The sequence below is a fragment of the Desulfofundulus thermosubterraneus DSM 16057 genome (assembly GCF_900142025.1).
Taxonomy (GTDB): Bacteria; Bacillota; Desulfotomaculia; order Desulfotomaculales; family Desulfovirgulaceae; genus Desulfofundulus; species Desulfofundulus thermosubterraneus.
This window is the reverse complement of the sequence record NZ_FQZM01000062.1, coordinates 1-12,422: the sequence shown is the minus strand read 5'-3', so window position 1 is coordinate 12,422 and position 12,422 is coordinate 1. Positions and strand designations below refer to the sequence as shown.

Below are 12,422 nucleotides of genomic sequence, written 5' to 3'. Positions count from 1 at the left end.
CATCTCTTTTGACATCTTTTCAACCCATTTATCTGTGTAAACCTTACCACATGAGGGACAAAATCTGCTTTTGCAAGTAAATGGAACGATCTTTTTTTCTTTGCCCCCGCAATCTAAACACCAGTATTCAGCAAACCCGTTTTGGGGGTCCCCACATCCAAGGACCTTAGTGACAGCTTCCTTTTCGCATTCACGGATAGCCGCTGAATACTTCGCTTCAAACTCAGGCCATTTTAACTTCAGTATTTCTTTAATTTTCGACGAGTACCTCATGTCTAAATATTACCATAATATGGGCTCATTGGGTACCCCTATAAGAGCCCCCCAAAAAGTATACTTTCCTTAACAATTAAAAAACCGCTTCACCGTATACCCGGCTTCCATCACCGCATTAATCAGCTCATCCTGGGGAGTGTGATCGGGATCGAATACAACCACCGCGGTGCCGGCTGTACCGTCCACGCAAACCCAGCTGACACCGTTTATACTTTCCAGAATCTTTTTTACTTCCAACCGGTCATCCTCGGAACGGATTCCCTCGATGCGCAGGATCAAATTTTCACTGCCCATCACCACTGTCCCCCTTTAAGGATAAAGCCGGAGTGTATTTTCAAGCGGGTCTATCCATTCTGAGCTCATGGTAACATGACGGCTTCTACTTTTCAATGAAAAATGGGCGACATTTTCTAAATGAAATACTGCAGTATGTAACTCACCGCCAGGAAGGTGACCAGAGAGCCCAGGATTCCCCGGATCAGCCGGTCGGGCAAATACTTTTGGAGATAGGCTCCAAAATAGGTACCCAGCAGGCCACCTACGCCAAAAAGCGCTCCCAGCAACCAGTCGGGAGAGACGCTGGCCTGGGCCCCTACTGCAGTAAGGGACAGGAGGTGGTAAACGATAACCCCGGCAATGGAGGTGAGAAAAGTGCCGGCCAGTGCGGCCCCTGCAACGGTATATACGGGCAGGCCCAGAATGGAGACCACAAAAGGGGCAATGATGGCTCCCCCGCCGATGCCGTAGATACCGCCGATCAGACCGACCACCAGGGCCAGGGTAAAAACAACCGGGGTGCTGAAGGAGAAGGTTTCCCCCCAGAAATCATATTCGATTTTGCGCAGGGATACCGAGCGGGTTTTGACCACCGCATCCGGGGGCAGGCCCGCAGCAATGCGGCCTGCCGATTCGCCTTTGATTAGCTGCACCCGCTCCCGGAACTTCTTTTCCAGGTTTTTGGTCTGCTCTTTGCTCTTCAGGTAACGGCCGGTGGTTTCGTATAACAACCGCACGCCCAGGTAGAGCAAAACCAGACCCACAAAGAGTTTAAAGGCCTTCGGGTCGGGCAGGTACCGGATGCGGATCCAGGCACCCACGAAAACTCCCGGCAATGTAGCGATAATCACCACCCAGGTCAGGGGCCAGGCCATGCGCCCCTCCCTTATGTAACGGGCCAGCCCCCCGGGGATGGCCACAATGTTGTAGATCAGGTTGGTGGGACTAACGGCAGGAGTGGTAAACCCGAGGGCGCTGACCATAAAAGGCAGGAGCAAAAAGGCTCCGGACACCCCGGCCGAGGCCGTAATCGAAGAAACCAGAAAAGCTACCAGCGGGGGTACAAGGGGGAAAACATCGACTCCAGACACGGGGAAATGCATAAGAAGACCTCCTTCTATAATTTAAGCAATAGTTAACATCGGCCCGGCGGTAGAAAAATGTCAATCAACTGAATACCATGATTAATTTAAACCTCCCCAGCTAACAGGGAATAAGCCCGCAGCCCTCCAGGATCTGCTGGCCCTCCACCCCGGTAATGAACTCTACAAACCATTGAGCCTCCACGGGATAGCGGGCATTGCGGGGTACCGCCACGGCAAACTCGATGGGCGCACCGGTAAGCAGAACCCTTTCCCCCGGCCTCCTGCCCTCCAGAATGACGCTGGCCGTGGCATAGTAACCGGCCAGGGCGGGGTTGGAAAGATTGATCCGGGAGGGCAGGTTGACCTGGTACAAGCCCAGCTGGCGGACTACGGAGGAGTACAAAAATGCGTAGTCCACCCTTCCTTCCACCAGCGCCCCGGCCAAATCGATGGATTTGGGATATATCCTGGAACAGCTGTCCTGCAAGGCTTCATAAAGTCCCGGCCGGCCGTAAAACTTCTCCGCCAGTTGCCAGACCATCAGTGTCCGGTAGCCGCAGGGATCCAGGTTGTGGTTGGAACGGCCGTAGATCACCCCCGGGGAAAGGAGCACATCTATCCAGTTGTCCCGGGTGATTTCCTCACTGCCCCGGGAAAAGCGATCAAAAGCCACCACAATTTGGTCGGTGGCAAAGACAAAATAGCAGTCCACGTAATCGGGCACCAGCCAGCGGGCAAATACGGCCGTATCGGCCAGGGCAACCACATCATATATGCCACCGTCATAGATGCGGGTGGCACATTCCCGGGATCCCGCCGACTCCAGCTCCACAGGAAGGTCCGGGTAGTGTTCCTTGAAAACCTGCGCACACTCCCCCATAGGCCTCCGCAAGGCCCCGGCATGGAGGATACGAAAGGGAGCTCGTGACACTGTTCACACACACCTCCACAGCAACCCGGCAGTCAAAACTCCAGGGAAGGCAATCATCCCTCTGATATACAGTTTTCACCCCCCTGCGTATTCCCCATATATTGGTTTTTTTCATAAAGCTGGATAAACTTCTCCAGCTTCTCCTTCTGCCTGCGTACGGCCACCATCCAGGCATCCAGCAACTCGTCCCCTTTAGGCGTGACCGCGTACCTGCGGCGGGCCGGTCCGGTTCCCGTAGCCTCCCAGCTGGAAATAACCAGCCCTTCCTGCTCCATGCGGCGCAAATTGCGGTACACTGTGGCCGGATCCGCTTCCCCCTCCAGCAAATCCAGCTGCGCCAGCCTCTGGATGAGTTCGTAACCATGGGAAGGCTTTAAACGCAGCAGAAATAGCAGTACCGGCTGCAATAACCGGTCCGCCGTTAAGTTCCAGGAACAATCGTTCTTGCACATAATAGCGCACCTCAGCTATTAGCATTCTGCACTTATAGTTAAAAATATAATAGCATAACCGGTTCCTGCCGGCAAGAACCAGTTATGCTTTGGCAGCATGTGGAAGGTGGGCGATTATCGAATGCACGAAAATCAGTGACGTCAACAAGAGAACATCTGTGCTTATCATACTTGACCGGCGGGGTCTTTTAACCATGGGATTTTATTATCAAGCTGAATGCCTGGGCACCTCCCGGGCTGCCGGTACAGCCACCAGCAGGCCGGCCACCCCCAGCCCGGCGGCGAAAAGCATCACTCCCTGGTACCCCCAAATCTCGGCGATCAGACCGCCCAGGAAGGGGCCCACGGCGCCACAGAGGTTTAAAGTGGACTGGAAGATACCACTGGCGGTACCCCTCTCTTCCCCGCTCCGCAGGACAATAAGCAGGGCGCCCACATAAAGACACGACCAGGCCACCCCCAGGAGGGCCTGCACCGCAAACAAGACCGGCCGCGCGGTGATAAAGGCATAGGCGGCAAATACCCCGATGGAGAGCAGCTGGCCGAAGGCAAAGACTTTATTTTCGTCAAACCTTTCCAAAAAGCGCATAACCACAAACTGCACGACAAAATTAGTCCCCCAGAGCAAACCGATCCAGAACCGGTCTATGCCCAGCAATGAAAAGTACAGGGGCAGGATAATCCAGACGGCCGTGGCTCCCAGGTGGCGCAGGAACACGGCCAGGTAGATTTGGAAATTGCGCCTGATCACCAGCCACATCTTTGGTCCGGTTTTGCACCTTTTCTCAGCTCTTTCCTTGAAGGCCAGCGATAGAACCAGGGCCACCAGGCAGCAGACGGAACTGGTGATAAAGAGCAGGTGGAATTCCTTCAACAGCGCCGCCCCCAAAGCGCCGAAGATCCAGCCCAGGGAGCCGTAGGAGCTATATTTGCCCATATCGGCACCAGACTCAAAGGCATAGGCAATCAAGGCCGCGGTGGCAATTCCCAGGGCCAGACCCACGGCAGAGCGCACCAGGATCAACACCGTAAGGCTGTGCGCCAGTACCTGGGCGGCAAAGGCCAGGCCGCTGGCGGCCAGCCCCAGGCGCACAAATAAAAGCCTTCCCAAAGAATCGGACTTCCAGCCGCAAAACAGGGAAGAAAATAGAAAGGCCGCCCCGTAAGATGCCCCCACCAGGCCGATTTGCCAGTCCCTGGCCCCCAACTGGGCTCCCAGCAGGGGGATGAAGATAAGGGAACCCTGCACGGCAAAGTTGAGCAAAAAATTGACCAGGCTGATGAACAGGATATGGGGCTTCCTTTGAACGGCGGCATTTATTTCAGGTTCCGGGTATGTACCCAAAAAGCATGCCTTCTTTCTGAGATGAAAAACCATGGGCAAATTTAATGTATAATAAATTAATTTAACTCTTATTCTTTAATTAGTCCATAGATAATATGACCCTGCCGGTGCCGCCACCGGCTGTAACCGGAGAAAAAGCTGCCTTCCGGCAGCCCTGCTAAGAGTTTCTCACGATCTCCTCTATTTCCGTTTGCCCCGCCGCGACAAAGCCGGCAACCGTACCCAGGTTCAGTTCCCCCCTGCCGGCGGCATCCAGAAGCCGGGAAAGGAAGTCCTGCAGGAAAAGATTTAACCGCCGGTACATCATCTGCCGGTCGACGAAGGGTGATGTGGCACTTCCACGGCCCCAATTATCGCCGGAGCCTCCATTGCCCGTCCCGCCGCAGCAGCTCACCTTAGGCCCCCTGGCAGTGTACAGGTCCTCGCCTCCGGTTATCTCCAACACCCGCCGGCACACCCGGCCCATCACCCGGGCCACCGCCTCCGCCCGGGGGTCTACGATGGTGTACTCCCCCTCGTGGGCGGTGAAACCAACCGGCCTTAACTGCCCCCGGGCCAGCATCTGGTTGTAGGCCGGGGTTCCCCGCAGGACGACCTGGCGGTGAAAAAACAGGTGGGCGGTGGTGGAGGGGCAATCCAGCAGCTCCATGCGCTGCAGAAAGTTCAGGTTCTCCCTTATCTCTTCCAGGGTGGTACCCGGATCGAAGTTGATAAACCCCAGTGCAATGTTTATGCCCAGCCGGCGCAGGACGGTAATGGCCCTTTCATTTTGGGCCACGGTGGTGCCCTTTTGAAAACGGTCCAGGGCGCTTTGGGCGCCGCTTTCCACCCCCAGGAACACATCCCGCAACCCGGCCTCCACCAGTCCGGCAAACACCTCCTCATCCACATCGGAGGACCGGCATTCCAGGCCAAAGACCAGGGGGAAGTCCCGCTGCTTCAAAAGCCGGGCCAGTTCCAGGGCGCGGTGCCGCCCCCTTTCACCGGGGCCGAAAAAGTTGGCATCGGCAAAGTAAAAGGAGGGGTTGCCGGTGGCCTTGTATACCTCATCAATTTCAGCCACGATATTTTCCGGGTTGCGCCCCCGCCAGACCGTGCCGGGACCGTAAAAGGCATTAAGGTAGCAAAAGGTACAGCGGCCAAAACAGCCGCGGCTGCCCAGGATGTAGTTGTGCATGTTGCGCCGGGCGGCCAGCTCCGGAGAAGGCCGCAGGGGGAAGGGCAGGGCATCCAGGTCGGTGATGGCACAGCGCGGGGGATTTTGCACCGGCCCCCCTTCGCCGTTCACGGCCAGCCCTGCAATGTCTTGCCAGAGCCCTTCGTCCCTGCCTGCCAGCCGGCGGACCAGATCCGTGAGGGTGAACTCCGGTTCGCCCAAAACCACTGAATCCACAAAGGGAAACTGCCGCAACAGCGGTTCCCAGGCAAAGGTGGGGTAGTGGCCGTAGAGGTTGAGGTGGATGCGGGGTTTTTCCCGCTTGACCTCCTGCAGCAGGGCCATTATCTCCGCCGTCCGTCCCCACAGGAATTTTAAGTGCACACCCAGCAAATCAAAGTCCCGGGCCAGCAGCTGCTCCCTGGTTTGAGCCACGTCCAGCCCGGCCAGGTCCGCATCCAGAACGGTTACGTCCCACCCGGCCTGCTTTAAACAGGCCCCGGCGTAACCGGTGAGCAGGCAGGCCGACAGGGGAGCGTTGACCACCAGGTCATCGGTATAAGGATCGGTCAGCAGGGGTGGGTTGAGGAGTAAAACCCGCATGACAAGTCACCTCGCCGGGAAATAATGATAAGGGTAATGTTCAGCAGCCATTTTCACTCACAGTTTTTTCGTACGGGTAACGGCTGTGCCTCGTCGCTGTCTTTGCAGTTAACAAGGCGATTTTTACTCCAAGAGCACCAGCCCCACCCGGGAGCAGGGTTCGTCCGGTTCCCGGGCCAGGGTTAAATTCAGACCGTTGTTACGTAACGTCTGGAAGACGTCGATGCCGCAGGCCTCCAGGGAAGGGCGGGCCTCGCCGGGGCGGTGGCACGACCCCCCGGTATTGCACTCTTCACACAAGCCGCACGGCCCCGCCCCCAGCCCAAAGGCCTTGTAATAACCGGCCCGGAAGGCCAGATGTTCAAGATGTGAGGCCAGGTAACGCACCAGCCAGGATGCCGGGGCCAGAAAGAGGAGGCCCGTACGGTAACACCCCAGCACTTTTTCCGTCTCCTCGGGCCGGGGGCTGAAGGGAGGGCAGGTAAGGCTCCTGCCGTAGCCGGGGCAGCCGTACCGGCATTTCCAGCGCACCCAGGGAGCTACGGCCACCGTTTTGACATCTATCACCCTGGCTTCCGTTGCGCCGGCTTCCCGGGCCACCCGGCAAAGATGCTCCACGGCTTCAGCCGGCCCGGTAACGGGCCCGCCCCTGTTGTTAAAAGATCCCGTCAAGGGCTCCTCCTCCCTTCTATTTGTCAGTCCATTTTCTCCCCTTTAACAACCCGCTGCCCGCGGTCAGGGGGTGGTAAGTCACATCCTCAAAACCGGCATCCCCCAGCCAGCTGCCCATTTCCTGAACGCTGTACACCCTGCCGGTAAGGGTGCCCACCAGCATGTTCAGGTCAAAGAGGGCGGCTTCCAGGGAGGGCTCTTCAGCCAGGACGTAATCATGAATTACCACCTGTCCGCCCGGGCGCAGGGCCCGGAAGACCCGGCGCATAAGCTGCCGGTTGGTGTCCGCATCATAAATATGCACCACATTGGAGGCCAGCACCAGGTCGTAAACCCCTTCGCCCAATTCATCCTTGGTGAAATCCCCGGCACGCAGTTCCACCCGATCCAGCATTCCCGCCGCTTCAATCAATTCCCGGGTGATCTTCAGGGTGGGGGCCAGGTCCAGGATGGTGGCCCGGGCCCGGGGATCTTTCTTTAACAGGGCCACGGAATACACCCCGGGCCCGCCCCCCAGATCCAGTATATGTTCGCAACCGCTTAAATCCAGGGCGGCGGCTAGTTGCTCCACCTTGAGCCGGGCCTGATCCCGCATGGCCAGGATGTAATCCCGCAGGCGCTCGTCGTAGTTCGCCCGTTCCACGGGCTCGAAACCCACCGGGCGGCCGGTGCGCACGGCCTCGCCCAGCCGGGACCACCCTTCAGCCAGGTTGGCAAAGTGGTGCACCGCATGGCCCAGGTAGGCATCCCTTCCCCGCACCAGGTAGCGGGCGGCCAGGGGAGCGTTGCGCCACAACTCGCCTTCCCTTTCCACCAGCCCCAGGCCCTCCAGGACAACCAGCAGGCGGGCGGTGGCTTCCGGGTGAGTGCCCAGGACCGCGGCCACCCGGGCGGGAGTTTGGGCGCCCTGAGCCAGGACATCGAAAAGGCCCAGGTCCACGGCGGTAAAGAGTGCATGGGCCGCCCAGTGGCCGCGGCAGATGTCCAGTATATACCAGCCATTTGAGGAAGAACGCGTGTCCCTTGTAAACATGCACCTGCCACCTTCAATAATGGTGGAGTGGAATCACTGCTGAAAATATTCCGCCACCAGCCGCAGGGCGCATGCATCGCCGCAGGCGCTGCACAGTTCCTCTTTTTCCTTCTCAAGGTAACAGCGCACCAGGGCCGGATCTATGGCCAGGCTGGCCACGGCCTCCCGGTCCAGGGAAGCCCGGGCCCGGGCCATTTTCAAATCCCACTCCCAGGCGCCCTTTACGCCTTTGGCAATGTCGGCGGCGTGGGCGGCAATGCGGGCGGCCATCACCCCTACCCGAACGTCCTCTTCCGTGGGTAATCCCAGGTGCTCCGCCGGCGTCACGTAGCAGATGAAGTCCGCCCCGGAAGCCCCGGCCAGGGCGCCGCCGATGGCCGCGGTGATATGGTCGTACCCCGGGGCCACGTCAATGGCCAGGGTGCCCAGGACAAAATAGGGAGCCTGGTGGCAAAGCTGCTTTTGCAAAAGCATGGTGGTTTCCACGTGGTGGATGGGTACGTGCCCCGGCCCTTCCACCATCACCTGCACTCCCCTTTCCCTGGCGCGGGCCACCAGTTCCCCGGCCACCAGCAAGCCCTGGATCTGGGAGCCGTCCAGGGAATCGGCAATGCACCCGGGGCGGATGGCATCGCCCAGGCTCAAGGTGACGTCGTATTTCCGCAGGATGTCCAACACCCGGTCAAAGTCCTCGTAGAGGGGATTTTCTTGCCTGTTGTGCAGCATCCAGCCGGTGAGGAAGGCGCCGCCCCGGCTGACGATATCCGTTACCCGTCCGGTTTTCTGCAGGCGCTCGACCACTTCAAAATTCAGGGCACAGTGAATGGCCATAAAATCAATGCCTGCAGCCGCCTGCTTCTCTATGGCTTCAAACATATCCTCCGGAGTCATGGCCACAATGCCGCCCCTCTTCTCAATGGCCTCGATGCCCGCCTGGTAGATGGGCACGCTTCCCACGGGAACCGTGGACCTTTCCAGGCTGACGCGGCGCATGCCGTCGATGTCCCCCCCGGTGGAGAGGTCCATAATGGCATCTGCTCCGGCGGAAATGGCCACCTCGATTTTGCGGGCCTCCATCTCCGGGTCGTCCCGGTCGCTGGAGGTGCCAATGAGGGCATTCACCTTGGTCCGCAGGCCCCGCCCGATGGCGCAGGTCCGGACTCCTTTCCGCAACCTGTTTTTTGGGATGACGATGGTACCGGCAGCCACCCCGGCCCGGATAAATTCCGGGTCCACTCCCTCCTGCCGGGCCACCTCCACCATCTCCGGAGTGATGCGGCCCTCCCTGGCCGCCAACAACTGGGTCATAGTTAACACACCCCCTGCTCTTTGCCCAGGTATTCCCCTACCACTTGCATGGCGCAGTACTTGCCGCACATGGCGCATGCCCGGTGAGAACCGCGGCTGCGCTCCCGGCGAAGGGCACCGGCCCGGCCGGGGTCGAGGGCCAGTTCGATTTGCCTGTCCCAGTCCAGGGCCTTGCGTGCCCGGGACATTTCCAGGTCCCACTGTGCCGCCCGGGGCTCCCTGGCCACGTCGGCGGCGTGGGCGGCAATGCGAGCAGCAACGACCCCTTCCCGCACCTGCTCAACACCGGGCAACCCCAGGTGCTCCGCGGCAGTGACATAGCAGAGAAACTCCGCTCCCGCCCAGGCCGCCAGGGCCCCGCCGATGGCCGCCGTGATGTGGTCGTATCCCGGTGCGATGTCCGTAACCACCGGGCCGAAGACAAAATAGGGCGCCCCGTGGCAGAGCTGCTTTTCCAGTTGCACGGTAGCCTTCAGGTGCCCCAGGGGAACGTGCCCCGGCCCTTTGACCATCACCTGCACCTGCTGTTGCCGGGCCCGGGCCACCAGTTCCCCCAGCACCACCAGCTCCTGCACCTGGGCCGCGTCCAGGGAATCGGCCAGGCAACCGGGACGCCATCCGTCGGCCAGGCTTAAAACGACATCGTAGCGGCGGCAGATCTCCAGCAGCCGGTCGAAATGTTCGTAAAGGGGGTTTTCCTTCTGGTTATAAATCATCCAGCCCATTAAGTGGCTGCCCCCGTGACTGACCAGGTAATCGATGCGGCGGTGCTTTCCGGCCGCCCGCAGGGTCTGCCAGGTGGTGGCGCAGTGCAGGGCTAGAAAATCCACCCCGTCGGCGGCCTGCCGCTCGATGACCTCGAACATTTCGTCCACCTTCATTTTGACCGCCGCCCCGTACTTCTCCCGGGCTTCGGCCAGGGCCTGGTATACGGGCAGGGTGCCCACGGGTGTAGTGGTTGCGGCCAGCACGGCCCGCCGGGCGCCGTCAATATCCCCGCACACGCTCAAATCCATGATCGCGTCAGTCCCGGCCTCTACGGCGGCGCGCACCTTGGCCACCTCGCCCTCGATGGTGTCCCCTTCCCCCGCCAGGCCCACACTGGCGCTTACCTTCACAGCAAGGCCAGCTCCGATGCCCACGGGATCAATGTTCTTTCTTATGCGATTGCGGGGTATGACGATGGTGCCTTCCGCCACTCCCCGGCGGACGAACTCCGGATCCAACCCCTCCCGCCCGGCCACCCTTTTCATTTCCGGGGTAATCTCTCCGGCCAGGGCCCTGGCCATTTGCGTTGGCATTTTCGACCCACCTCCATGGAAGTAAAATAAAAAGTCCCCAGCCAAAACTTTACCTGGCTGAGGACTTTACCATCATCCTCCGCACACGACCGCCCTTTCGCGCGAGAGCAGCCATCCTCTCAAACAGGCAGGTCTCCTGGCTAACGGATCATCGCTTTTTATCCCGGCCTTCCCGGCTAGCACTCATCTGCTGAACAAGCGTGCCATTGGATGTAACCCAGTGAGTGCTGGGCCAGTGACCGGGACAAGCTCCCCGACTACAGTGGCGGGACCGCGCCGTTTCCGCCTCTGGCACCGGCAATCTCCACGCGGTGAAGCTGCGAAGATTTCCAGTCGCAACTCCAGCCCAATCCAGCCGATAACCTGAGTGCCGAAGCGTCCGGACTTCCCTATTCTCCCCCAGCAGGGGCACCTGTTTGACTATCCAGTTATTGTTGATGGAATTTTATCACACCGTCCCGAGAACGTCAAGCAAAAATTGGAACGGTTCCCCCCTGCAGGACCACCGGGTTGGCCAGCCGGCCGATGCCGGATACAACCACTTCCACATGATCGCCCGGCTGCACGGGCCCCACCCCGGCGGGAGTACCGGTAAGGATGACATCTCCAGGCAGAAGAGTCATGATGCGGGAGATAAAGCTGACCAGCCGGTATACTGGAAAGATCAGCTGGGCCGTGGAGGAATGCTGTTTTCGCTCCCCGTTGAGGTAGAGCGAAACTTCCCTGTCCCCCGGGTTCAGGCCGGTGACGATATAGGGGCCCAGGGGCAGAAAGGAATCAAATGATTTGGCCCGGGTCCACTGCCCGTCCTTTTTCTGGAGGTCCCGGGCGGTAACGTCATTGGCACAGGTGTAACCTAGAATGTGGTCTCCAGCCTCTTCTTCCCGCACCTGCCGCGCCCTTTTCTTGATCACTACCGCCAGTTCGGCCTCGTAGTCCACCTGCCGGCTCATAGCCGGGTAAACAATGGGTTCCCCGGGACCGATTACGGCGGTGGATGGCTTTAAAAAAAGAACCGGCTCCTCCGGCAGGGCCATGCCCAGCTCCAGGGCGTGGTCCCGGTAATTGAGCCCCACACACACCGCCTTGGTGGGCAGGCAGGGAGCCAGCAGGTCCAGCTCCGGCAGGGCAAACTGCCGCCCGGATACCGGTTCCAAAGATTGAAAGGGATCGGCCACCGGTAAAACCATCTCACCTTCAACTATGCCGTAGAAAATTTCTCCCCTGTAATGAAAACGACCAATACGCATAAAAAAAACACCCCTGCTACAGTTGATGAGATTTTGATGCTTTATTATTTTACCATACTTTTTGGGTGAGTACAGGGGCTTGTGCGCCCGGATGAAGGCGCTGACCAGGGCACTTTCATAGAGGGCCGGCTGCTGTTTCATTAATAAGTTAAGTGCCTGGCACCGTCCATTTCTTACTTGACAACAGTTGTGTAATGTATAAAATCAAGTGTGTAATAACTATAGCTTAAGGTGATGCTTGTATGAGGCGCATGCAGGTGGTAGTGGAAGAGTGGCAGTACCAGTTCCTGCGTGAACTGGCCTCCCGGCAGGGCCGCTCCATATCAGCCGTTTTACGGGAACTCATTGCCAGCAAGGCAAATAAAAGCGGACAAAACGCAAAGGAACCTCTTCTCGAAGTAGCAGGGATCGCCCGTGAGCCATTACTCAAAAACTTGATCAGCGAAAGTTTAGATGAAGCTCTTTACAGGACGTGATATGTTGCGGCAGATTTTTGTGGATACCAGCTTTTTTTACGCTCACGCCTACGCAGACGACCCCCATCATTGTGAAGCGGTCCAGTTCCTGGAGAACCCCCCGCTTTCTCTTGTGACGACGAATTTTATTTTTGATGAATTGATGACCATTCTGCGATATAATTTTGGTCACCGCGTGGCGGTTACATATGGGCAGAGCCTGCGAAAAAGTAAACTTGTAAATATTTTACGCATAACGCCGGAAGACGAAGAGTCGGC

General features: G+C 58.5%; 14 protein-coding genes and 1 riboswitch. Of the genes, 2 read left to right on the top strand and 12 right to left on the bottom strand.

Annotated elements, in window-relative coordinates; genetic code table 11:
- The 12 genes from BUA65_RS16550 to BUA65_RS16495 all read right to left on the bottom strand — a co-directional run.
- On the bottom strand, window positions 1-273 hold a 273-nt coding region (locus BUA65_RS16550; protein ID WP_207543925.1), incomplete at its 3' end, for a transposase zinc-binding domain-containing protein.
- 69 nt (window positions 274-342) lie between these two features.
- Window positions 343-570 (bottom strand): heavy-metal-associated domain-containing protein, encoded by a 228-nt coding sequence (locus tag BUA65_RS16545; protein ID WP_072871337.1) that lies wholly within the window; start codon window positions 568-570, stop codon window positions 343-345.
- Between the two features lie 116 nt (window positions 571-686).
- Complete coding sequence (locus BUA65_RS16540) at window positions 687-1,655, bottom strand: sulfite exporter TauE/SafE family protein (RefSeq protein ID WP_072871334.1); 969 nt, start codon at window positions 1,653-1,655, stop codon at window positions 687-689.
- Window positions 1,656-1,755: 100 nt separating this feature from the next.
- Window positions 1,756-2,568: an extracellular solute-binding protein gene (locus BUA65_RS16535; RefSeq protein WP_072871332.1), complete on the bottom strand. Its 813-nt coding sequence runs from the start codon at window positions 2,566-2,568 to the stop codon at window positions 1,756-1,758.
- A 53-nt stretch (window positions 2,569-2,621) separates the two neighbouring features.
- Window positions 2,622-3,020, bottom strand: a complete 399-nt coding sequence (locus tag BUA65_RS16530; RefSeq protein ID WP_072871329.1) for a PadR family transcriptional regulator — start codon at window positions 3,018-3,020, stop codon at window positions 2,622-2,624.
- A gap of 208 nt (window positions 3,021-3,228) precedes the next feature.
- Window positions 3,229-4,365 (bottom strand): MFS transporter, encoded by a 1,137-nt coding sequence (locus tag BUA65_RS16525; RefSeq protein WP_072871327.1) that lies wholly within the window; start codon window positions 4,363-4,365, stop codon window positions 3,229-3,231.
- A gap of 157 nt (window positions 4,366-4,522) precedes the next feature.
- Entirely contained in the window at window positions 4,523-6,124 is a 1,602-nt protein-coding gene (locus BUA65_RS16520; RefSeq protein ID WP_072871324.1) for a B12-binding domain-containing radical SAM protein, read from the bottom strand.
- A gap of 123 nt (window positions 6,125-6,247) precedes the next feature.
- Window positions 6,248-6,796: a DUF2284 domain-containing protein gene (locus BUA65_RS16515; protein WP_165613289.1), complete on the bottom strand. Its 549-nt coding sequence runs from the start codon at window positions 6,794-6,796 to the stop codon at window positions 6,248-6,250.
- A 16-nt stretch (window positions 6,797-6,812) separates the two neighbouring features.
- Window positions 6,813-7,829 (bottom strand): methyltransferase, encoded by a 1,017-nt coding sequence (locus BUA65_RS16510; protein WP_072871322.1) that lies wholly within the window; start codon window positions 7,827-7,829, stop codon window positions 6,813-6,815.
- A 33-nt stretch (window positions 7,830-7,862) separates the two neighbouring features.
- On the bottom strand, window positions 7,863-9,137 hold the full coding sequence (gene bzaB / locus BUA65_RS16505; RefSeq protein ID WP_072871320.1) for a B12 lower ligand biosynthesis ThiC-like protein BzaB: 1,275 nt from the start codon (window positions 9,135-9,137) through the stop codon (window positions 7,863-7,865).
- A gap of 2 nt (window positions 9,138-9,139) precedes the next feature.
- Entirely contained in the window at window positions 9,140-10,438 is a 1,299-nt protein-coding gene (gene thiC, locus BUA65_RS16500) for a phosphomethylpyrimidine synthase ThiC (RefSeq protein ID WP_072871318.1), read from the bottom strand.
- Between the two features lie 109 nt (window positions 10,439-10,547).
- Window positions 10,548-10,869, bottom strand: a riboswitch (cobalamin riboswitch).
- Between the two features lie 36 nt (window positions 10,870-10,905).
- Window positions 10,906-11,688 carry a fumarylacetoacetate hydrolase family protein gene (locus BUA65_RS16495; protein ID WP_072871339.1) on the bottom strand — a complete coding sequence of 261 codons (783 nt, stop codon included), beginning with the start codon at window positions 11,686-11,688 and terminating at the stop codon, window positions 10,906-10,908.
- Window positions 11,689-11,930: 242 nt separating this feature from the next.
- Here BUA65_RS16495 and BUA65_RS16490 point away from each other — a divergent pair, with 242 nt between their 5' ends.
- Together BUA65_RS16490 and BUA65_RS16485 are read left to right on the top strand one after the other, a co-directional pair.
- Complete coding sequence (locus BUA65_RS16490) at window positions 11,931-12,164, top strand: hypothetical protein (protein WP_072870397.1); 234 nt, start codon at window positions 11,931-11,933, stop codon at window positions 12,162-12,164.
- 1 nt (window position 12,165) lies between these two features.
- Window positions 12,166-12,422 (top strand): type II toxin-antitoxin system VapC family toxin (locus BUA65_RS16485; RefSeq protein ID WP_242656337.1); only part of this gene is annotated, 257 nt, incomplete at its 3' end.

Bases quoted from the DNA above. Each gene is read 5' to 3' on its own strand.
- thiC (WP_072871318.1), bottom strand. From the start codon at position 10,438: ATGCCAACGCAAATGGCCAGGGCCCTGGCCGGAGAGATTACCCCGGAA.
- BUA65_RS16495 (WP_072871339.1), bottom strand. From the start codon at position 11,688: ATGCGTATTGGTCGTTTTCATTACAGGGGAGAAATTTTCTACGGCATA.
- BUA65_RS16520 (WP_072871324.1), bottom strand. From the start codon at position 6,124: ATGCGGGTTTTACTCCTCAACCCACCCCTGCTGACCGATCCTTATACC.
- BUA65_RS16545 (WP_072871337.1), bottom strand. From the start codon at position 570: ATGGGCAGTGAAAATTTGATCCTGCGCATCGAGGGAATCCGTTCCGAG.
- BUA65_RS16510 (WP_072871322.1), bottom strand. From the start codon at position 7,829: ATGTTTACAAGGGACACGCGTTCTTCCTCAAATGGCTGGTATATACTG.
- bzaB (WP_072871320.1), bottom strand. From the start codon at position 9,137: ATGACCCAGTTGTTGGCGGCCAGGGAGGGCCGCATCACTCCGGAGATG.
- BUA65_RS16490 (WP_072870397.1), top strand. From the start codon at position 11,931: ATGAGGCGCATGCAGGTGGTAGTGGAAGAGTGGCAGTACCAGTTCCTG.
- BUA65_RS16540 (WP_072871334.1), bottom strand. From the start codon at position 1,655: ATGCATTTCCCCGTGTCTGGAGTCGATGTTTTCCCCCTTGTACCCCCG.
- BUA65_RS16530 (WP_072871329.1), bottom strand. From the start codon at position 3,020: ATGTGCAAGAACGATTGTTCCTGGAACTTAACGGCGGACCGGTTATTG.